General features: G+C 60.9%; 14 protein-coding genes. 9 read left to right on the forward strand and 5 right to left on the reverse strand.

Translation table 11 applies throughout. From position 1 onward, the window contains the following. Positions 1 to 88 precede the first annotated feature (88 nt). Genes RN346_RS08270 through RN346_RS08280 form a run of 3 tightly spaced genes read left to right on the forward strand, consistent with a single transcriptional unit; the run spans position 89 to position 2,382 of the window. Positions 89 to 514 (forward strand): hypothetical protein, encoded by a 426-nt coding sequence (locus RN346_RS08270; protein WP_263587260.1) that lies wholly within the window; start codon positions 89 to 91, stop codon positions 512 to 514. Positions 515 to 537: 23 nt separating this feature from the next. Further along, a complete protein-coding gene (locus RN346_RS08275) occupies positions 538 to 1,815 on the forward strand; it encodes an ATP-binding protein (protein ID WP_311962663.1) in 1,278 nt (425 codons plus the stop codon). Between the two features lie 27 nt (positions 1,816 to 1,842). Continuing rightward, entirely contained in the window at positions 1,843 to 2,382 is a 540-nt protein-coding gene (locus RN346_RS08280; RefSeq protein ID WP_263587258.1) for a response regulator transcription factor, read from the forward strand. 36 nt (positions 2,383 to 2,418) lie between these two features. Here RN346_RS08280 and RN346_RS08285 read toward each other — a convergent pair whose 3' ends face one another. Beyond that, the gene (locus RN346_RS08285; RefSeq protein WP_311960789.1) at positions 2,419 to 3,192 is read right to left on the reverse strand and encodes a 3-hydroxybutyrate dehydrogenase; all 774 of its coding nucleotides are present in this window, start codon (positions 3,190 to 3,192) and stop codon (positions 2,419 to 2,421) included. 155 nt (positions 3,193 to 3,347) lie between these two features. On the opposite strand from RN346_RS08285, the gene RN346_RS08290 reads away from it, so the two are divergent. Together RN346_RS08290 and RN346_RS08295 are read left to right on the forward strand one after the other, a co-directional pair. Continuing rightward, positions 3,348 to 3,608, forward strand: a complete 261-nt coding sequence (locus RN346_RS08290) for a GrxA family glutaredoxin (RefSeq protein WP_263587256.1) — start codon at positions 3,348 to 3,350, stop codon at positions 3,606 to 3,608. A gap of 110 nt (positions 3,609 to 3,718) precedes the next feature. Then, positions 3,719 to 4,483 carry a DUF1338 domain-containing protein gene (locus RN346_RS08295; protein ID WP_311962664.1) on the forward strand — a complete coding sequence of 255 codons (765 nt, stop codon included), beginning with the start codon at positions 3,719 to 3,721 and terminating at the stop codon, positions 4,481 to 4,483. Positions 4,484 to 4,513: 30 nt separating this feature from the next. Here the strand turns inward: RN346_RS08295 and RN346_RS08300 are convergent, their stop codons facing one another. Both RN346_RS08300 and RN346_RS08305 read right to left on the reverse strand, forming a co-directional pair. Further along, positions 4,514 to 5,179, reverse strand: coding sequence for a CoA transferase subunit B (locus RN346_RS08300; protein WP_263587254.1), 666 nt, complete (start codon positions 5,177 to 5,179; stop codon positions 4,514 to 4,516). A gap of 61 nt (positions 5,180 to 5,240) precedes the next feature. Further along, positions 5,241 to 5,939 (reverse strand): CoA transferase subunit A, encoded by a 699-nt coding sequence (locus tag RN346_RS08305; protein ID WP_311960790.1) that lies wholly within the window; start codon positions 5,937 to 5,939, stop codon positions 5,241 to 5,243. Positions 5,940 to 6,095: 156 nt separating this feature from the next. Between RN346_RS08305 and RN346_RS08310 the strand changes: the two genes are divergently transcribed. The 3 genes from RN346_RS08310 to RN346_RS08320 all read left to right on the forward strand — a co-directional run bounded on the left by RN346_RS08310 (position 6,096) and on the right by RN346_RS08320 (position 8,941). Then, the gene (locus RN346_RS08310; protein WP_311962665.1) at positions 6,096 to 7,019 is read left to right on the forward strand and encodes a LysR family transcriptional regulator; all 924 of its coding nucleotides are present in this window, start codon (positions 6,096 to 6,098) and stop codon (positions 7,017 to 7,019) included. A gap of 150 nt (positions 7,020 to 7,169) precedes the next feature. Continuing rightward, a complete protein-coding gene (locus RN346_RS08315) occupies positions 7,170 to 8,051 on the forward strand; it encodes an acyltransferase (protein WP_311962666.1) in 882 nt (293 codons plus the stop codon). A gap of 83 nt (positions 8,052 to 8,134) precedes the next feature. Beyond that, a complete protein-coding gene (locus RN346_RS08320; RefSeq protein WP_311962667.1) occupies positions 8,135 to 8,941 on the forward strand; it encodes a LysM peptidoglycan-binding domain-containing protein in 807 nt (268 codons plus the stop codon). A gap of 72 nt (positions 8,942 to 9,013) precedes the next feature. On the opposite strand, the gene gcvT is transcribed toward RN346_RS08320, so the two are convergent. Next, positions 9,014 to 10,126, reverse strand: coding sequence for a glycine cleavage system aminomethyltransferase GcvT (gene gcvT / locus RN346_RS08325; RefSeq protein ID WP_311962668.1), 1,113 nt, complete (start codon positions 10,124 to 10,126; stop codon positions 9,014 to 9,016). Between the two features lie 102 nt (positions 10,127 to 10,228). After that, positions 10,229 to 11,629 (reverse strand): sodium:alanine symporter family protein, encoded by a 1,401-nt coding sequence (locus RN346_RS08330; RefSeq protein ID WP_311960795.1) that lies wholly within the window; start codon positions 11,627 to 11,629, stop codon positions 10,229 to 10,231. 427 nt (positions 11,630 to 12,056) lie between these two features. Between RN346_RS08330 and gcvH the strand changes: the two genes are divergently transcribed. Beyond that, positions 12,057 to 12,443 (forward strand): glycine cleavage system protein GcvH, encoded by a 387-nt coding sequence (gene gcvH, locus RN346_RS08335; RefSeq protein ID WP_263587247.1) that lies wholly within the window; start codon positions 12,057 to 12,059, stop codon positions 12,441 to 12,443. Positions 12,444 to 12,459: the final 16 nt, after the last annotated feature.

The raw sequence follows: 12,459 nt of genomic DNA on the forward strand, positions 1-12,459 counted from the left end.
ACAGCGCCTGGCAAGTGTCGTATCATGTCAGCGCTTTACTTCGCTTTGTCATCTCACATTCAGACCTTTTCCAGGACATTATCCGCCTATGCAAAACGTGAGGCGCTACGCTGACATTCTCACCAGCATCGAGGGGCTAATGTGGCTCGCGCTCGCCTGGTCCGTTTCCGCATCGACCCATCGGGGCAGTACCGAACCAACGATTGCGATGCTCTTCGTGGTGGGCACGCTGGTGCTGTTTAGCTGGGCGCATAAGCCCATGCGTTTCATGCTGCGCCGCTACCATGTGCGCAAGCGCCGCACCGATATGTGGATTCACACCCTGGCGCTGCCGCTTCTGCTGGCCATGCTCTTGCATATTTTATTGGAGGCGCTTGTGGGCCGGGCCTGGCTTCCGCCCAAGATTCTGGTTTTCAACCTGCTGGCGACCGCTGGCTGGCTGACCTATGTGATGACGCTTTTCATCAAGTTCGTCATTCACTCGGTCAAGACGTCTCGCGCGCACTCCCATTGACCGTCACCGACAAGTAGCCTTTCATGCAAACCGCCCTGCCGCTGCCGCTTTCGACCCCCAACCGCAACCTGGTGCGCCTGACCATCGTTCGAGGTATCACCTGGACCGGCTTTTTGTTGGCGATCCTTATAGGCGTCGAGGTGCTCGATTTCGAGCTCGAGACCGCCACGGTCATCAGCGTCGTGGTATCCATGGGCCTTTTGAACATCCTCACCTGGTGGCGGCTCGGGCGCCCGCGGGCCGTCAGCCATCTTGAGTATCTTCTCCACCTGCTGGCGGACATTGCCGGGCTGACACTGCTGTTCTACTTCACTGGCGGTTCGACCAATCCATTCATTACCTACTACCTGGTACCGGTGACCATTGCCGCGGCAACGCTGCCCTGGCGCCACGCCTGGATCATCGCCGGTTGCGCCATGGCGGGCTACAGCTACCTGATGGTGGATTACCACCCCATCGCCCAGCTCAGCCATATCGATAGCGACAGCCTTTTGAACCTGCATGTCGTGGGTATGTGGCTCAACTTCGGGCTTTCGGCGGGGCTTGTTACCTTTTTCATTTACAAAATGGCCCATGCGCTTCGAAGCCGCGACAAGGCGCTATCGCGCACCCGTGAAGCCGCACTTCGAAACGAGCAGGTGCTGGCGGTGGCCACCCAGGCAGCGGGCACCGCTCACGAACTCGGCACACCGCTTTCCACCATGGCGGTGCTTTTAAAAGAGATGCAGGCGGAAGCCGCTGACGACTCGCCGCTTTATGAGGACATCGCGCTGTTGCGCCAGCAGGTAGATGTCTGCAAATCACGGCTGCAGCACCTGGTCACCAGCGCCGACCGTCGACGCATGGCGGAGCCGGAGGTTCAGGATGGCGAGGCCTGGCTTTCCAGCGTCATCCAGCGCTGGCTGGTCATCCGCCCGGATGTCACCCATACGCTCGAGACGCCGAATCGCCGCGGGCGACCCTGGCTACTGGTCGATGCTACCCTCGACCAGGCACTGACCAACCTTTTGAACAACGCCGCCGACGCGCATCCGGACCAAATCGCCATTCGACTGGACTGGTTCGACGATAACGTCATCATCGACATTCGCGACCACGGTCCGGGGGTTTCGATGTCGATCGCCGACCAGCTCGGCGACACCTTCGTGTCGACCAAGAGCAAGGGCATGGGCATTGGTCTATTTTTAACCCATGCCACCATCAACCGTTTTGGCGGCGGCGTGAGCCTTTATAACCACCCGGAAGGCGGCACGCTTACCGAGGTAACGCTGCCGCGCAGCGACGCGCCGGAGAAGGCGTGAGTGCTGCCCAACGAAAGCGAGAAGACCATGCACACAGATGACCAGCGCCTTTTGATCGTGGATGACGACGACGTGTTTTGCCACGTGTTAAGCCGAGCGCTTACCCGCCGCGGCTTCGATGTGAAGGTCGCTCACGATGCCGAGCAGGCGCTCGAGATCGCAACGTCGTTCTCACCGACCATCGCCACACTCGATCTCAAACTCGAGCACAGCTCCGGGCTCAAGCTTTTGCCGGAGCTCCTATTGGTGGTGCCGGATTGTCGCGTCGTGGTGCTCACGGGCTACTCGAGCATCGCCACCGCCGTCGAGGCGATCAAGCTTGGCGCGGTGCACTACCTGTGCAAGCCGGTGGACGCCGACGATGTCATCGCGGCATTTGAAAACGGCGGCGGCGACCCGGACATCGAGCTTGCGGACAACCCGCCGTCAATTAACCGTATCACCTGGGAGCATATTCAGAAGGTGCTGCAGGAGCACGACGGCAACATTTCCGCCACCGCGCGGGCGCTGGGCATGCACCGGCGCACCCTGCAGCGAAAGCTGCAAAAACGTCCGGTTCGACGCTAATGCAGCCATTCGGTAAAACGAAGTTACCCAGCCGAATCAGTGCGCCGTCCAGCCAAGGTCGATATTGAAGCTCGAGCCGGTCACGGAGCCGGCGGCATCGGAGGCCAGATAGCACACCAGCTGAGCGACCTCGGCGGGTTCGATCAGGCGCTTGATTGCAGCGTCCTTGAGCATGATCTTCTCGATGACTTCCTGCTCGTCCATCTTGTGCATCTTCGCCTGATCGGCGATCTGGTTTTCGACCAGGGGCGTTTGGACGTAGGCCGGGCACACGGCGTTGGCGGTAATGCCCTGCTCCCCACCCTCCAGCGCGGCGGTTTTGGTCATGCCGATCAAACCGTGTTTGGCGGTCACGTAGGCGGCCTTGCCCGGTGAGGCCACGTGGGCGTGAATGGAGGCGATATTGATGATGCGGCCCCAGCCGTTTTCGCGCATCGAGGGCCACACCGCCTGGGTAAGCAAGAACGGCGCGGTGAGCATCAAATTCATGATCGCTCGCCACTTCTCTTCGGGAAACGACTCGATATCGCTGACGTGCTGAATACCCGCGTTGTTGACCAGGATATCCACTCGACCAAAGCGCTTGATCGCCTCCTTGACGGCGTTTTTACACGCCTCGGGGTCGGTCAGGTCGGCCTGGTAGAACGCCGCGCCCTGGTCGCTGGCGATCTTTTCACCCGCCTCGTTGAAATCCACCGCCAGCACCTGAAACCCTTGCTTGCAAAAGTGCTCGACCACGCTTGCGCCGATTCCACTGCTCGTACCCGTTACCAGTGCCACCCGAGGCGTTGTATCCGCACCTGCCGACATAGTCATCTCCTATAAAAAAGACATCCAGTTACTATGAGAACCCACTCAGTATAGAACCGTGATCGTGCGTTGAACCAACGCGACGCGTTATTGTTCAACGCAGCCCTCCTGAGCGACAATGATCGAAACGCCATTCACCAACCCAAGGAATTTTCATGTTCGTGGTAATTTTTGGCCGTATGAGCTGCCCTTTCTGCGTTATGGCCAAGCAGCTCGCCGAGCAGCTCGAAAACGCTCATAAAATAGAGGGTTATCGCTACGTCGATATGCCCTCGGAAGGCGTGACCAAGGAAGATATCGCCAAAACCGCCGGCAAACCGATCCACACCGTGCCTCAAGTATTCATCGACCAGAACCACATCGGTGGCTTCTCCGAGTTCGACCGCTACGTTCGTGACAACGACCTGCTCGCCTGATGCGTTGATAGCCCTCACACTCTCACGCGGAACCCGTGTAGAACCTTGCTGCCTATACTGGGAGGGCATCCTCCCTAACAAGACCGAAAAAGTCGGCAAGGACACGCGCCATGCAACGTGAAGAGTTCGAACGCCAGCTTTGGCTCGATTACATTCATACCCATCCGGATGTTGGCGGGCTGGGCATCTGGCCGCTGGACGTCAAGGCGGACTACCTCACCCTGCTGACCCTCAATCACGGCCCCTTCAGCGCACGGCGTCTCACCCAAACGCTCCAGCGAATGGGGTACGCTTGCGCTACTCAATACGCCCTGGCAGACAAGGGGCTGATCATTCATTTGCTCGGAGCGCCGGGCAGCAGCTGGCTGGTGCTGGTAGAGCTTCAGCTTGGTGCCCTGTGCACCACGCCGCGCAACGCCTTGATGGCGCTGATCGAACAGAGCCACCCGCAGGACTGCAAGGGACATAACCTGTTGTGTCGCGGGCGGCCCTGGCCCATGCCCTCCTGGGCGCTCTATCAGCAGCTGGAAGCGGAGCACCCGCTGGCAGCATGGCTCGCCGCCATGGGTCCACGGCTGCACCATGCCGGCTTTGACTGCCGGGCGCTCGGCGAACCCATCACCGCCCTCGACAAAGCGCTGGGCCAAGCCGGTATGCAGTGCTCGACGAACCGACAAAACGGCATTTTCCCCGTCTCGAGTTCGCTCGAGCACCGCTTCTATCCCGCCATGCCGCAAAAGCTGGTGTTTCGCGAGGGCGATGAGCACCGGCTCTGTCTTGGCGGGCTGGCACTGGCGCAAAAGGTGCTGAGCGAAAGCTCCGCCACCCTGGGCGAAGAGCTTTTACCGGCCCACACCCGCTGCGAGATGGCGTGACGAACACGCCATCTCGCCTTTTACGTGACATCAGGGCTCGGCAAACTCCATCTCCGGCACGTGATCGGGCACGATGAGTTTGCCGGCAGTTTTCTCCTTGATCTCCTCGACGCTCACTCCCGGCGCACGCTCTTTCAACACGAACGCCCCGTTCTCGATCTCAAGATAGGCAAGATCGGTCAGCACGCGGCTAATGCAGCCCGCACCGGTCAGCGGCAGTTCGCATTTTTCCAACAGCTTGGATTCACCGTTTTTGGAAGCATGGGTCATGGTGCAAATGATGTTCTCGGCGCCGGCGACCAGATCCATCGCCCCCCCCATGCCCTTGATCAGCTTGCCGGGAATCATCCAGGAGGCGATGTTGCCATTCTGGTCCACCTCGAAAGCGCCCAGAACGGTCAGATCCACGTGGCCGCCGCGAATCATGGCAAACGACTCTGCGGATGAAAAAATCGCCGCCCCCGGGCGGGCCGTGACCGTTTCCTTGCCGGCGTTGATCATGTCCGGGTCGAGCTCTTCGTCAGTCGGGTAGCGCCCCATGCCCAACAGCCCGTTTTCGGACTGCAGCATCACGTCGATGCCTTCCGGGACATAGTTGGCCACCAGGGTGGGAATGCCGATTCCGAGATTGACGTAGAAGCCGTCCTTGAGTTCGCGGGCAACGCGCTGGGCCATCTGCTCACGTGTTAGCGCCATGGTAATGTCCTCAAATCAATAATGATTGGTCGATGGAGTCGGTGTCGATGACGTCCGGCGGTTAGTTTCGAACCGTGCGTTTTTCGATGCGCTTTTCGAACGAGCCCTGAATGATCCGGTCGACGTAGATGCCCGGCGTGTGAATCTGGCTCGGGTCCATTTCGCCGGGCTCAACGATCTCCTCGACTTCCACGACGGTGATTCGGCCGGCGGTGGCGGCCATGGGGTTGAAGTTCTGCGCGGTGTGGCGATACATCACGTTGCCGTAGCGGTCCGCCTTCCAGCCCTTGACGATGGCGAAATCACCCACCAGTGCCTCTTCGAGAATGTAGTGGCGGCCGCCGAACTCACGTACTTCCTTGCCTTCAGCGATCGGCGTGCCGTAGCCGGTCGCGGTATAGAACGCCGGAATGCCCGCGCCGCCGGCGCGCATTCTTTCGGCTAGCGTCCCTTGAGGCGTCAGTACGACGTCGATCTCTTCGTTGAGCATCTGCTGCTCGAACAGCGCGTTCTCGCCGACATAAGAGGCGTAGATCTTGCTGATCTGACGCTTTTCGAGCAGAAGGCCGAGGCCGAAGCCGTCGACACCGCAGTTGTTGGAAGCCACGGTCAGATCCTTGACGCCGCGGCGCTGGATCTCGGCAATCAGGTTTTCAGGAATGCCGCAGAGCCCGAAGCCGCCCGCCAGCACGGTCATTCCGCTCTCGATACCTTCCATCGCTTCTTCATAAGAAGCGACGCGCTTGTCGAATCCTGCCATGGGTAACCTCGCTGTTGTCGGTAGAGCCTCTCGCACTGAAAAGGCGAACAGGCGTATTCAAGAGGATAGCTGCCCGAGCCAGTGTTGTGCCGGGCGATATATTTGTTAAGTTTGTTTTTCTTATGAATTGATTTAAACAACTTATGAAGAGTCGCCATGACCGTCAAGCAGCTTCGTGCGTTTCTGGCCGTCGCTCAAACCCTGAGCTTTACCCAGGCCTGCGAGCGGTTGCACCTTTCACAGCCGGCGCTCTCTCTGGCGATCAAGGGTCTGGAGGAGTCGCTCGGAGGCAAACTTCTGATCCGCAGCACCCGCCACGTTCGCCTGACCCCGGAAGGTGAATCGCTTCTGCCACTGGCCAAGCACTTATTGGCGCAGTGGGAAAACACCGAGGAGCGTCTGCGCGAACGCTTCACGCTGCAGCTGGGTCGGCTCAGCGTGGCGGCCATGCCCTCCTTTGCCTGTGGCCTACTGCCCGAGGCGCTGGCGAGCTTTCGCCAGCGCCACCCGAAAATCAACGTCACGGTACACGATGTCATCAATGAGGACGTCATGGCCATGGTGCGTGCCCGTCAGGTCGAGGTCGGCATCCTGTTCGCCCCGGAAGGACTGGGCAGCTTGACCTTCACGCCGCTTTTCGAGGACCACTTCGTCGCCGTTGTCCCACCCGAAAGCCCGCTTGGCCGTCGACCACTTGACTGGCAGCGGCTCTTGCAAGAGGACATGATCACGCTGCAGCGCCCGTCACGGGTGCGCCGCCTGCTCGAGGATGGCTTGGCGCGCCAGGGATTTGAGCTCTCCATCGCCTTCGAGAGCCACCAGCTTTCGACCGTGGGAAGTATGGTCGCCCGAGGGCTCGGGGTGAGCGCGGTTCCGTCGATGTGCATTCCCCAGATGCACGCGCTGGGCGCGCGCTGTGTAGCGCTCACTGAGGGGTTGATCGAGTGCCAGGTGGGCATGCTCACGCATCAGGAGCTCTCCATAGCCGCCCAGGCGCTTCGCACGGTGCTGATCGACACCGCCGCTCCTCTTTTTGAAGCCCGCTGGCAGTCGCCGAGCACCGGATTTACTGGGAAGTAACGCCTTGATCCTTTAGGATTTAGCCAAAAGCCGGCGGGGGCCGCCGGACAATGCGTTCCAACCGGGCCGCCGGGCGTGCCAGCGCGGTCACGGGCAAAGCGGCTTACCAAGAGTCAATAAAAGGGCGCGGGGCACTTAAGGAGGGTGAGTATGCCGGTCATCAAGGGAGTCGTTAGCATAGTGCTAATGACGCTTACCACGCTTTTCTGGGGCGTGCCGCTTCTCGTACTCACCTTTCTCAAGGTCGTGGTACCGGGGCGGCGTGCTCGTCAGTGGCTGCTCGACCGGCTCTGCGCGGTGGCGCTGAACTGGATCGGGCTCAACCTTTGGTGGATGAAGCGCTGGCTCAAGCCCAACGTCTCCCTGGACGTTCCCGACTCGCTAAGCCCTGAGCAGTGGCTTCTGGTGATTTCCAATCATCGCAGTTGGACCGATATTTTCATCCTGTTCATGGCGATGCATCGGCGCATTCCCATGCCGCGGTTTTTTCTCAAACACCGGTTGATCTGGATTCCCATCGTCGGTCTGGCCTTCTGGGCGCTGGAGTTTCCCTTCATGCGCCGTTTTAGCCGCGAGCAGATTGCCAAAAATCCAAAGCTCGCTACCATTGACCGGGAGTCGACCGAGCGCGTGTGCCGCCAGGCGCGCCACGCGCCAATTTCGATCTACAATTTCGTCGAAGGCACCCGTTTTAGCGTGGCCAAACGCGACGCTCAGCAGAGCCCGTATCGACATTTACTGCGGCCCAAGGCCGGCGGCGTCGCCCAGGTGCTCGGGCTCCTTGGCGACCAACTCGACGGCGTTATCGATGTCACCATCAGCTACGCCAACCCATCGCCAACCTTCTGGGGTTTTCTTTGTGGTCAGGAAGCGCCCATCACGCTGGTGGCCCGCAAACTCGAGATCCCCGACTGGATGCACACCGCAAGCTATCATCAACAACCGCAGCACAAGGAACGTTTCCACGCATGGATCAACTCACTCTGGCAGGAAAAAGACGCGCTGCTGGAAACGCTCAGCGATCACGCCTAACGCTTTGGATTGGTGTTTGCCTGCTGGCCGGCGTTCTTGGCGGGTGCGCGGGCTCGTCACCCTCGTCGGGTCAGCGGGTTAGCGTGGGTAGCAGCGCCAGCGCCATTAACGGTCAGTGGGTCGAGGTACGCCGCGGCGATACACTGGGTGAGCTTGCCAACCGCGCGGGCGTACCGCTGGAGCGCCTGGAGCGGTTTAACCCCGGGGTCAATGCCAGAGGCCTGGCGGTGGGGCAACGCCTTTTGATTCCTACTCAACAGGAGCGCGCCCCGTCCGGCGGGCCCTATCGCTACCAGATCCGCCCGGGCGATACGTTTTCCAAAGTCGCGCGCCACTTCAACACCACGGCGGGGCGCATTCAAAGTGCCAACTCGGGCACCTCACCCACCGCGCTGCGTGTGGGCCAGGTCATTAGCGTACCGCTGAGTGGCGCATCCGCCGCACGAGCAGCCTCCTCCAACGCCTCGAGTAGCGCCAGCCGCCCGGCCCCCACGCCGAGCGCCAGCGTCCCGTCGTCGGCGCGCAACTGGCCTTGGCCGCTGGAGGATTACCGCATCGTGCGCCGCTTCGGCACCGACAGCCGAGGCACGCTTCAACCGATGCTGCTGGCGACTCAAGCGGGCGCGCGGGCCCAAGCGGTCGCTCCGGGTGAAGTGCGTTTCGCCGATGGTATGCGCCAGCTGGGTGAAGTCGTGATCGTGCATCACGCCGATAACCTGCAAAGCGTCTACGCGCTGTGTGACAACATCCTGGTCAGCACCGGCCAGAACGTCAGCGCCGGCGAGCCGCTTTGCGAAGTCGGTCAGAGTAACGCCACCCAGCGTTATGACCTGCTGTTTGATTTGCGCCTGGGTGGCCAGCCGATCGATCCGCGCCAGGTGCTTCGCTAGCGCCCCAACGCGTTACGGACAGCTACAAAAAAGCCCCGGCCATCGCCGGGGCTTCTCGGTCAGGACGTAGGCCTAGCCGCGATAGTACCCCGGAGCAACGAACGGCGTTTTAACCACGGTCATCGGCAGCCTCTTTCCACGCACTTCGGCGTAGACCACCGTCTCCACCGCTTCGAATTCGCGGGCCACGTACCCCATGGCGATCGGCTTGCCAACGCTTGGCCCAAAACCGCCGGACGTGACCACCCCAACCTCGTCACCCTGCTCATCGACTAGGCGCGCGCCTTCGCGTACCGGTGCCCGGCCATCGGCGACCAGACCCACCCGCTTGCGCGTATGATCCTTCGCATCGATCTGGTGAAGCACCACGTCGGCGCCAGGAAAGCCGCCTGCGCGTTCGCCGCCGTGGCGGCGGGGCTTGCCGATCGCCCAGATCAGGCCGGCCTCGATGGGCGTGGTCTGCATGTCCATATCGTGACCGTAAAGGCAGAGCCCAGCTTCCAGGCGCAACGAGTCCCGCGCGCCCAGGCCGATCATTTCCACCTCCGGCTCGCTCAAGAGTGCTTTAGCGAACGGCTCACAGTCCGGCTCGGCTACCGAGATCTCGAAGCCATCCTCACCGGTATAGCCACTGCGGCTGACCCACACGTCAAAGCCGGCCACGTTGAAACGCCCATGCTGCATGAAGGTCAGCGCGCACGCATCCGGGCAGAGACGCTGCATGACGTTAACAGCCTCCGGGCCCTGCAGTGCCAGAAGGCCGCGCTCCAACACCTCGATATCGTGGGTGTTGCCCAACGTGGCGCGCAGGTGCGCCAGATCCTGATCCTTGCACGCCGCGTTCACCACTAGGTAGAAATGATCACCGGCGTTGACCAGCATCAGATCGTCGATGATGCCGCCCTCGGTGCCGATGAACAGCCCGTAGCGCTGATGATCTTTCGACAGGCCCACGAGGTCGGCGGGAACCAGCGATTCAAGCGCCTTTGCAACGTCCGGGCCGGACACCGCGATCTGGCCCATGTGGGAAACATCGAACAGCCCGCATTGTCGGCGGGTATGTTCGTGCTCTTTCTTGACGCCGAGCGGGTACTGCACCGGCATCTCATAGCCGGCGAAGGGCACCATTTTGGCGCCCAGCGACTCGTGCAGCGCGTGTAGCGGGGTTTTCTTGAGTTCGGTCATGCTCGTTCCTCAATATCTGATCTTCGATATCTTTTCATCGACATCAAAAGAGCCGGGAAGCGTGATTCGCCCCCGGCTCGAGTCAACGTGTTGCGCTCATGCTTACTTGTCGTGATCCAGCGCTTCGCCGGGGAGCACGTCCTTGCCGGCGAAGTAGTCGCGCGCAAGCTTGAACACCACCGGCGACAGTAGCGCCAGCGCGATCAGGTTGGGAATCGCCATCAGCGCGTTGAACGTATCCGCCATCAGCCAGATGAACCCCAGCTGAGCCATGGCACCCAGCGGCAGCGCCAGCACGAACAGCACGCGGTAAAGCATGATCGAGCGCGTGCCGAACAGAAACTGAAAGCACTTCTCGCCATAGAACGACCAGCCCAGGATGGTGGTAAAGGCGAAGATCGCAAGCGCGACGGCCACGATCTGATTGCCCCAGCCGGGCAGCGCCGCATCGAAGGAGAGCGCGGTCAGCGAGGCGCCCTCCTCACCTTCGAGCCAAACCGTGGAGGTCAGAATGACCAGCGCGGTAATGGTGCACACGACAAGCGTGTCGATGAAGGTGCCCAGCATCGCGATCAGACCCTGGCGCACCGGATTTTTGGTTTGCGCCGCGGCGTGAGCGATCGGCGCGCTGCCAAGACCCGCTTCGTTGGAGAAGATACCGCGCGCCACACCGAAACGAATCGCCGCCATGACCGCCGCACCGGCGAAGCCGCCAGCGGCCGCCGCCGGGTTGAAGGCGTAGTAGAAGATCAGCCCGAACGCTTCACCGAGCTGGTCGGCGTTGACCACCAGAACCGCAAGCCCTGCCAGCACGTAGGCGATGCCCATGATCGGTACCAGCTTGCCCGCCACGTTGGCGATCCGCTTGATACCGCCCAGAATCACCGCGCCGGTGAGTACCATGATCACGACGCCGGTCAGCCAGTGCGGCACGCCAAAGGTCGCATCCATGGCATCGGCCACGGAGTTGGCCTGAACGGTATTGCCGATGCCGAAGGCAGCGACCGCGCCGAAAAAGGCGAACAGTACGCCGAGCCACAGCCACTTTCGGCCCAGGCCGTTCTTGATGTAGAACATCGGCCCGCCCACGTGGTGGCCGTTGCTATCGGTTTCACGATAGCGCACGGCGAGCACTGCCTCGGCGAACTTGGTCGCCATGCCAACCAGCGCAGTGATCCACATCCAGAACACCGCCCCCGGCCCACCCAGGGCAATCGCCGTGGCCACACCGGCGATATTCCCCGTACCGACGGTGGCGGAAAGCGCGGTCATCAGCGCGTTGAACGGCGAAATCTCGCCGTCGTCGGTTTTATGCTCGACGCCCTTCACCCGTTTCGGGTCGCGCCCCTGCCACAACAGCTTGAAGCCCGTGCCGAGCTTGCGCACCGGCATCAACTTCAAGCCCACCTGAAGATAGATCCCCACCCCGAGCAACAGGATGAGCATCAAAGGCCCCCATACGACGCCGTTCACGGCGCCTACCAGACTGGTTAAAGTCTCCACGACATTACTCCTTATCCCTTGAAGCATCCGCTGGATGCTTTTTGTTATGGCTGATTTTTATGTTCGGCTCGCCCTGCTCTATACGGTGGCAAAGCGTTGACTGAACGCCGAGCGCGACCAGGCCCAGGACCCGTCCCCATTCGGCGCTCGATTTCCCCGTTTTACACCATTACCCCTATCGCCCGCCATGCGCTTTACGCGTTTTAGCTCGCAAAACCTCGCCAAGCGATTGATTTCACGCACTGCTACAAATGATCGGGCGCTTTCACAAGGCTATTTTCTTATACCCGATCGCGCTATGGAAATTTGTTTCCTATCAGAAACACGGTACCATAGCGTCCATCATCGACGCCCGGCGAGAGGCTCGCCAAGCCCCCGGCCAGGCGCTACCATGGTGGTTCAGACAACCGTTCAATAGGGAAACGACATGAGCAACTTGCCTTCCAACCTTCGCTACGCCAAAAGCCACGAATGGGTGCTCGATAACGAAGACGGTACCGTTACCGTGGGCATTACCGATCACGCTCAAAAGGCGCTGGGCGACGTGGTGTTCGTCGAGCTTCCGGACGTTGGCCAAACCCTGAGCAAGGGCGACGAGTTCGGCGTCATCGAGTCGGTCAAGGCGGCCTCGGATCTCTACGCGCCGGTCAACGGCGAAGTGGTCGAAGTCAACGAAGCGCTCGACGATGCGCCGGAAACCGTCAACGAAGCGCCCTACGAAGGCGGCTGGATCATGAAAGTGCGTCTCGACGATACCGGCCTTGACGGCCTGCTCGACGCCGATGCCTACCAGGCCACACTCGCCGACGAGTGATCTTGAAGCGCCTGCC

Source organism: Halomonas sp. PAMB 3232 (genome assembly GCF_031954225.1).
Lineage (GTDB): Bacteria > Pseudomonadota > Gammaproteobacteria > Pseudomonadales > Halomonadaceae > Vreelandella.

Coding starts and splice junctions, on each gene's coding strand:
- RN346_RS08310 (WP_311962665.1), top strand. CDS start 6,096: ATGACCGTCAAGCAGCTTCGTGCGTTTCTGGCCGTCGCTCAAACCCTG.
- gcvT (WP_311962668.1), bottom strand. CDS start 10,126: ATGACCGAACTCAAGAAAACCCCGCTACACGCGCTGCACGAGTCGCTG.
- RN346_RS08300 (WP_263587254.1), bottom strand. CDS start 5,179: ATGGCGCTAACACGTGAGCAGATGGCCCAGCGCGTTGCCCGCGAACTC.
- RN346_RS08280 (WP_263587258.1), top strand. CDS start 1,843: ATGCACACAGATGACCAGCGCCTTTTGATCGTGGATGACGACGACGTG.
- RN346_RS08285 (WP_311960789.1), bottom strand. CDS start 3,192: ATGTCGGCAGGTGCGGATACAACGCCTCGGGTGGCACTGGTAACGGGT.
- RN346_RS08275 (WP_311962663.1), top strand. CDS start 538: ATGCAAACCGCCCTGCCGCTGCCGCTTTCGACCCCCAACCGCAACCTG.
- RN346_RS08270 (WP_263587260.1), top strand. CDS start 89: ATGCAAAACGTGAGGCGCTACGCTGACATTCTCACCAGCATCGAGGGG.
- RN346_RS08305 (WP_311960790.1), bottom strand. CDS start 5,939: ATGGCAGGATTCGACAAGCGCGTCGCTTCTTATGAAGAAGCGATGGAA.
- RN346_RS08295 (WP_311962664.1), top strand. CDS start 3,719: ATGCAACGTGAAGAGTTCGAACGCCAGCTTTGGCTCGATTACATTCAT.
- gcvH (WP_263587247.1), top strand. CDS start 12,057: ATGAGCAACTTGCCTTCCAACCTTCGCTACGCCAAAAGCCACGAATGG.
- RN346_RS08315 (WP_311962666.1), top strand. CDS start 7,170: ATGCCGGTCATCAAGGGAGTCGTTAGCATAGTGCTAATGACGCTTACC.
- RN346_RS08290 (WP_263587256.1), top strand. CDS start 3,348: ATGTTCGTGGTAATTTTTGGCCGTATGAGCTGCCCTTTCTGCGTTATG.